Raw genomic sequence first — 6,000 nt, 5'->3', positions numbered from 1 at the left:
TATCGTGTTAAATACACTTGCCAATTCTCTCAAATCCCTCTTAATCTCCCTTTTCTAAAGGGAGAAATCTAAAATTTACCCCGTTTCAAAACTTTCATTCCTTTCATACCTATTTTGACATTATCATATTATTTAATTATTTGATATTTTTTTCACATGTTCCTCGGCAGTTGGAATCCATTTACCTTCATTTTGATCTTTTACAGCCTGTTCCAAATACTTACGCCATATCTCTTTGGCTTTGTCATTATTATTAATTTTTTCATACACAAACGCTAAATTCATATATGCGGCACTATAGTTTTGTTTAATACTTATGGCCTTTTCAAATTCTTCAATTGCCTTATCCCATTTTGACTGGCTGAAATATGCCAATCCCAATGTATAATGCGTTTCCGGCAATTTATCCGCCTTTAATAACTCACTTTTTGCCTTTTTATAAAGTCCCATTTTTTCATATACCAATGCAAGCTTATAATTTGCCTCTATTAAATCAGGATTCACAAAAAGAACATTTTTATATTCCTCTTCTGCCAAATCATTTTGTTTTCTATAAGCATAATCATCAGCGGAAATCATTAAACGTTTAGCAGTTTTTTCTATAACATCTTTACCCTCTTTTGCATAGGGACTTCCCGGAAATTCTTCTATTATACGGTGGTAAAATGACACATAATCTTTAAATGAACCATATCTTTGCTTGATTTTTACCATTGAGGCCAAACTTTCCAAAACATATTTACTGTCCGGACACTCCTCTGTAATCTTTTTGTATTCTTTAAAAGCCTTCTGCCATTTTTCCTTTTGTTTTAAATTTTCGTCTAAATCAACAATCAGCCTGCCCGTTTCATCCTCTAATTTAAACAACAATTGTGCTTTTTCAAAATACCCTTTTGCCAGCTCGTTCTGTTCATCAACAGGCTTTTCACAGGCAGCAATAAGGCTTATAAGACCTATAAGACTTATAAGACCTATAAAAACTTTTGATTTTTCTTTCATTTCCCCATTCCTACTTTTTGTGCTTTTTGAAAAACCTTACCTTCAGTCTGAATTGCGGGTGCAATAATAATTTCCGTCAACTGCATCTCTCTGATGTTTTTTGCTCCAAGATTTCCCATTGAAGTCTGCAGCGCACCTGTTAAATTCTGGGAACCATCATCAAGCCGCGCAGGGCCGAATAAAATTTCCTTTAGGGTCCCGGTTGTTCCTACCTTGATTCTTGTCCCCCTGGGCAAATTTGCATGAGGCGTTGCCATTCCCCAATGATATCCTCTCCCCGGTGCCTCTTTCGCCCTCGCAAATGCGGAACCTATCATTACCGCATCTGCTCCACAGGCAAAGGCCTTGCATATGTCGCCGCCGATATTCATACCCCCGTCGGTAATAATCGGCACATATTTCCCGACCTGTTTATAATAAAAATCTCTTGCATCAGCACAATCTATTGTGGCGGTAACCTGGGGAATCCCAATTCCCAAAACACCCCTCGTCGTACATGCCGCGCCCGGCCCGATCCCAACAAGGATCGCATCCGCTCCCGTCCCCATAAGTTCAAGCGCAACATCATAAGTGACACAATTGCCAATAATGACCGGTATCTTCATTTTTTTGCAGAATGAAGAAAGATCAAGCGTATCATATTCAGACGAAATATGCTTTACAGTTAAAACTGTGGATTGAACTACAAAAACATCGACGCCCGCATCCTGGGCAATTTCCCCAAAACGCCGGGCTCTTTGCGGGATTGAGGATACTACCGCAGGAACATTATGTTTTTTAATTTCTTTTATTCTTTTGGCTATAAGTTCTTCTTTGATAGGTTTCAGGTAAACTTCCTGGACTAATTTTGTGGCATCTTCAGATGAGGCATTCGCAATTTCGTCCAAAACTTCAGAAGGATTCTCGTATCTCGTCTGAATCCCTTCTAAATTTAAAACAGCGAAACTTCCAAGTTTGCCCATCTGAACAGCGAAATTTGTGTCAACTACTCCATCCATAGCCGCGGCTATTATAGGTGTAGAAAATTTTTTATCACGCAGCGACCAGCTTATATCGACTTCATTAGGATTAATTGTCAAACTGCCGGGAACTAATGCAATTTCATCAAATCCATAACAACGGCGGGCCTTCTTCCCCCTGCCAATAAATTCTCCTCCCATAAAATAAGTCCTCCTTTTTTGGAATTATATCACTTATTAAATTACTTATCCATATTTTTCTCTAATATTAACCGGATACCTTTCAACGTGAGAAAAGGATCATTTCCATCAATGCATTTAATATCTTTGTATACTAATCCTGATAACCCGCCCGTAGATATGACTTTAATATCACCTGAAGGTTTTAACTCCTTTTTAAGGCCTGCGATAATGCCCTCTGTCTGGAAAATCGTGCCATATATCAATCCTGAATTTATTCCGTCAATTGTGTTCCTGCCAATTAAACGTGTTGGTTTTTTTATTTCCACTTTCGGAAGTTTAGCTGTTTTTAAATATAATGCTTCAGCAGAGATTTTTAATCCGGGGAGAATAATTCCCCCCAAATATTCACCTTTTTTACTGATACAATCATATGTAGTGGCTGTTCCAAAATCTATTATGATGACCGGGCCCTTATATTCCTCAAAACTTGCGACTGCGTTTGCGATTCTGTCCGCGCCAAGTTCCCGTGGGTTGTCTATGCTGATTTTTATCCCTAGATTTAAGTTAACTCCAACTTCAATAGGCCTGATATTTAAATATTTCAAGCTAAAATCATTAACTGTTTTTCTGGTTTGCGGGACCACATTACAAATAATGAATGCTCCAATTTCCTTTGGAGATATATTAATTTTCCTGAAAAAACCGTTTATTATTGATATATACTCATCCGCTCCTCTTTCCTTAATTGTATCAATCCGCCAATTATTTATCAGTTTGTTATCCCTAAAAATTCCTATGACGGTTTGGGTATTTCCAATATCAAAACCTAAATAATATTTCATATCCGCTTTATCCTGTTTCTTAGAGCTCTTAAATAATATCCCCGCTGCTCAATTTGATCAATTTCCCATTTTTATCCCTGATAATTAAGCACCCGCTTTCATGAACCTTTACTGCCTCCCCTTTTATAATTCCGGTCTGTGTTTCCACATTTATCATTTTCCCTAAATTGCAACATAATTCAGAATATATTTTTATAATATCAAATTTATTTTCTGGAAAATTTTGATACCTGTTTTCCAAATTTTCCAGGATATTCACAAGCAAATCCACACGGGATATTATACTCCCTTTTGCTATTTTTAAAGAAGATACATTATCTCCCAGGTATTTTGGAAATTCTTTTTTATTTATATTTACATCTATTCCAATCCCGGCAACCAGAAAATTTATTTTATCGATTTCTGCATTTATCTCGAGAAGTATTCCGCCGACTTTTTTATTATTTATCAATAAATCATTAGGCCATTTTATCCTTGCATCTAAAGCTGAAGTTTTATTAATCGCATCTGCGCATGAAACAGCCGTCAATAACGGTAATATTGTTATATCAGAAAAATTAATCCTGGGCCTTAATATAACTGAAAACCATAATCCTTTTTCTTTTGGGGAAAACCATTTTCTCCCCATTCTGCCGCGGCCTTTGGTTTGTGATTCGGCGATAAATATTACCCCCTCATTAGTATTTTTCAGGGCATATTGATAGGCTAAATCATTAGTTGAACCAACTTCCCCGAAGAAAAATATCTTCCTGCCAAATGTTTTCGTGTTTAATTTCGAAAATATTTCTTCGGGAGTAAAGCATTCCTTCCTGTCTGCCAGAATATAACCTTTTCGCGGTATTGATTTTATATCATAACCTTCGTTTTTTAAGAAATTAATTCTTTTCCAAACTGCCATACGGGATATATTATTTTCTTTACTCAATCTGCATCCTGAAATAACTTCCCCGGTTTTTAACCTTTTTAGTATTTTCGCCGACAATTCTAAAGATTTCACCCAGCTCTTCCTTTTATAATTATCACCTAAACTAATTTTTTTCCCACCTTACTTCCTTATTACTTTAGGAAGGGCGGGGTTCATTTAATTATTAAACTTAAATCCAGCGCTTTTGCAGAATGTGTAATCGCGCCGATAGAAATAAAATCCACTCCTGTTTCAGCAACCTTTCTGACATTTTTCAAATTAATGTTGCCTGAAACCTCAAGTTTTATTTTTACAGGGACAATTTCACGGGCTTTTCTGATGTCCCTGAGTTTCATATTATCAAGCATAATAATATCAGGCGAAAAAAACAATGCTTCTTCAAGTTCTTTAAGGTTTTTCACTTCAATTTCCACCAATCTCTTTTCTTTAAAATTTTTATCAAGCATGTTGAGCGTGTTCTTTATTCCATTATTCAAAATGATATGATTTTCTTTAATTAAAATCATGTCATCCAAACCAAAACGGTGATTAAAGCACCCCCCGGTTTTTACCGCGTATTTTTCCAGAAACCTGTAAAGAGGCATTGTTTTGCGGGTATCTAAAATTTTTACATTATATGGTTTTATCTTCTCAGCATACTTTTTTGACAATGTGGCTATCCCTGAAAAATGCTGCAGAAAATTCAAAGACACTCTTTCTCCCTTAAGGATAGAGCCGGCAGGCCCGGATATAAGTGCGACAACGTCTCCCTTTTTTACTTTTTCACCGTCCTTTTTTGCAAATAATATTTTGACATTTTTGTCTAAAAGAGAATAAATATCCCTGACAATAAATAAACAGGCAAGAACCCCCCGCTCTTTTGCCCTGATCTCACATTCAACAATCTTATTTTTAGGTACAAGATAATAGGATGTTATGTCCCCGCCGTTAATATCTTCTTTTAAGGCAGACTTAATGATTGATAAATATTTTAAAGAAACATATTCTTTATATTTTTTATTTATTATTTTACTATTAAGTATCTTGGGCAGGGTAACAGCATTATTTCTGGCGAAACAATGTGTAGTTCTTCTAGAGAACATAATTTTTTCGTTTGGCTATATCTTCCCTTATTTTCTGGTAAACAGCATTATATTCAGCACTGCCCTCGGGAATAGAACGGGAATAGGAATTCATTACTTTTTTTGTCTCTGCTTCAATTTCATCTTCAATCGCAAAATCGTTACAGATTATTCTTTTAATGAAGTCTATCAGCTCATCTTCATCAAAATCAGAATAAATAAGCTCTTCATCTAATATTTTACCGGCAATTTTACAGCTTAAGTCAACTATCCTGTCTTCACTTAATCTCATCTCATAACTCCTCAAAGAAACGGTTTCATACGACAAAGCCTTTTTGTTTTACAAGCCTGTCTTTTACTTTTTTAAAAAAACTATGGTAATCAATCATCCCGTCTTTAATTTCTTTCTGGTGCTGTTCTATAATCATTTTTGCCTCTTTATCGATTTCATCTTCCATTTTCATATTTTCCAAGATAACCCCTGAAATCTTGTTTTCTAAAACTTCCAAAGAAACATTCAGCGTAATTCCTTTAGAGCCATACATTTTTGAGCTGATTTCTTTTGCCAAATAAGCAATTTTTCTTTCTGAAATACGCATTTCATACCTCTTTATTTTTTGGCAGATTTTTTCTTATAATCTTCTATTGCCTTATGCAACGCATCCGCGCCAAGATTAGAGCAATGAAGTTTGCTGGGAGGCAGTCCCCCTAATTCCTGCGCCACCATCTGATTGTCCAATTTCATAGCTTCATCTAATGTTTTACCTTTTGCAAGCTCACTCACAATGCTTGAAACTGCTATAGCCGCGCCGCACCCGAATGTCTTGAATTTCACATCCTGCAAAACATTATCTTTTACTTTGATGTAAAAAGTCATCAAATCCCCGCAAACCGGGTTGCCTACCGTTCCTATACCATCTGCATCCGGTATCTCCCCCACGTTTCTTGGATTTTTAAAATGCTCTAAAACTTTTTCACTATATTCAAACATGGTATCTCCTAAGAGACAATCGAGCACCGCCTTGCTCCAT

8 protein-coding genes are annotated in these 6,000 nt (G+C 36.1%); all 8 read right to left on the bottom strand.

Annotated elements, in window-relative coordinates:
- Positions 1 to 132: 132 nt before the first annotated feature.
- Positions 133 to 999, bottom strand: a complete 867-nt coding sequence (locus AB1498_10220; GenBank protein MEW6088662.1) for a tetratricopeptide repeat protein — start codon at positions 997 to 999, stop codon at positions 133 to 135.
- Positions 996 to 2,159 carry a GuaB3 family IMP dehydrogenase-related protein gene (locus tag AB1498_10215; protein MEW6088661.1) on the bottom strand — a complete coding sequence of 388 codons (1,164 nt, stop codon included), beginning with the start codon at positions 2,157 to 2,159 and terminating at the stop codon, positions 996 to 998. Before AB1498_10215 ends, AB1498_10220 begins: the two co-directional genes overlap by 4 nt.
- A gap of 41 nt (positions 2,160 to 2,200) precedes the next feature.
- Positions 2,201 to 2,983: a type III pantothenate kinase gene (locus tag AB1498_10210; protein ID MEW6088660.1), complete on the bottom strand. Its 783-nt coding sequence runs from the start codon at positions 2,981 to 2,983 to the stop codon at positions 2,201 to 2,203.
- A gap of 28 nt (positions 2,984 to 3,011) precedes the next feature.
- The gene (locus AB1498_10205; protein ID MEW6088659.1) at positions 3,012 to 3,980 is read right to left on the bottom strand and encodes a biotin--[acetyl-CoA-carboxylase] ligase; all 969 of its coding nucleotides are present in this window, start codon (positions 3,978 to 3,980) and stop codon (positions 3,012 to 3,014) included.
- An 80-nt stretch (positions 3,981 to 4,060) separates the two neighbouring features.
- Complete coding sequence (gene nadC / locus AB1498_10200; GenBank protein ID MEW6088658.1) at positions 4,061 to 4,990, bottom strand: carboxylating nicotinate-nucleotide diphosphorylase; 930 nt, start codon at positions 4,988 to 4,990, stop codon at positions 4,061 to 4,063.
- The gene (locus AB1498_10195) at positions 4,980 to 5,261 is read right to left on the bottom strand and encodes a DUF507 family protein (protein MEW6088657.1); all 282 of its coding nucleotides are present in this window, start codon (positions 5,259 to 5,261) and stop codon (positions 4,980 to 4,982) included. The genes nadC and AB1498_10195 overlap by 11 nt, the downstream gene beginning before the upstream one ends.
- 25 nt (positions 5,262 to 5,286) lie before the next feature.
- On the bottom strand, positions 5,287 to 5,568 hold the full coding sequence (locus AB1498_10190) for a DUF507 family protein (protein MEW6088656.1): 282 nt from the start codon (positions 5,566 to 5,568) through the stop codon (positions 5,287 to 5,289).
- Between the two features lie 11 nt (positions 5,569 to 5,579).
- Positions 5,580 to 5,960: a Fe-S cluster assembly scaffold protein NifU gene (gene nifU / locus AB1498_10185; GenBank protein MEW6088655.1), complete on the bottom strand. Its 381-nt coding sequence runs from the start codon at positions 5,958 to 5,960 to the stop codon at positions 5,580 to 5,582.
- Between the last annotated feature and the right edge of the window lie 40 nt (positions 5,961 to 6,000).

Source organism: bacterium, from assembly GCA_040754625.1.
In the GTDB taxonomy this organism is placed as follows: domain Bacteria; phylum JACRDZ01; class JAQUKH01; order JAQUKH01; family JAQUKH01; genus JAQUKH01.
This window is presented reverse-complemented; position numbering and strand designations above follow the sequence as displayed.

What these genes read in the sequence shown, in the direction of transcription:
- AB1498_10220 (MEW6088662.1), bottom strand. Translation starts at nt 999, where the DNA reads ATGAAAGAAAAATCAAAAGTTTTTATAGGTCTTATAAGTCTTATAGGT.
- AB1498_10215 (MEW6088661.1), bottom strand. Translation starts at nt 2,159, where the DNA reads ATGGGAGGAGAATTTATTGGCAGGGGGAAGAAGGCCCGCCGTTGTTAT.
- AB1498_10210 (MEW6088660.1), bottom strand. Translation starts at nt 2,983, where the DNA reads ATGAAATATTATTTAGGTTTTGATATTGGAAATACCCAAACCGTCATA.
- nadC (MEW6088658.1), bottom strand. Translation starts at nt 4,990, where the DNA reads ATGTTCTCTAGAAGAACTACACATTGTTTCGCCAGAAATAATGCTGTT.
- AB1498_10195 (MEW6088657.1), bottom strand. Translation starts at nt 5,261, where the DNA reads ATGAGATTAAGTGAAGACAGGATAGTTGACTTAAGCTGTAAAATTGCC.
- AB1498_10190 (MEW6088656.1), bottom strand. Translation starts at nt 5,568, where the DNA reads ATGCGTATTTCAGAAAGAAAAATTGCTTATTTGGCAAAAGAAATCAGC.
- nifU (MEW6088655.1), bottom strand. Translation starts at nt 5,960, where the DNA reads ATGTTTGAATATAGTGAAAAAGTTTTAGAGCATTTTAAAAATCCAAGA.